Consider the following 335-nt stretch of genomic DNA (forward strand, 5'->3'; position numbering starts at 1 on the left):
GAACGAACGACGCGGAGCAGGACCGTCGTGCCGGCGGTCCTGGGCGGGGCAGTCCCGCAACGCAATCCGCATTTCACCGGCCGCGGCGATTCGTTGCGGGAACTCCACCGGCGCCTCGGTGACGGCACCACGGCGGTGCTGCCGGAGGCCCTGTATGGCATGGGCGGCGTCGGGAAGTCGCAGCTCGCCGTCGAGTACGTCTACCGGTATCAGTCGGAGTACGAGCTGATCTGGTGGATACCGGCGGAACGTAGCGCGCAGATCGTGCAGACACTGAAGCTATTCCGAAACCGCCAGGTTGATCCTTTCGAAACTCAGGTGACGGTCAGCGAACA

Annotated in this window: 1 pseudogene; it reads left to right on the forward strand. The window is 64.8% G+C overall.

Annotated features, from left to right (window positions below):
- Positions 1-27: 27 nt before the first annotated feature.
- Positions 28-335: pseudogene (locus tag G6R25_RS24725) on the forward strand (hypothetical protein); the annotation flags it as partial.

This window comes from Candidatus Frankia alpina (genome assembly GCF_902806485.1).
GTDB classification, from domain to species: domain Bacteria; phylum Actinomycetota; class Actinomycetes; order Frankiales; family Frankiaceae; genus Frankia; species Frankia alpina.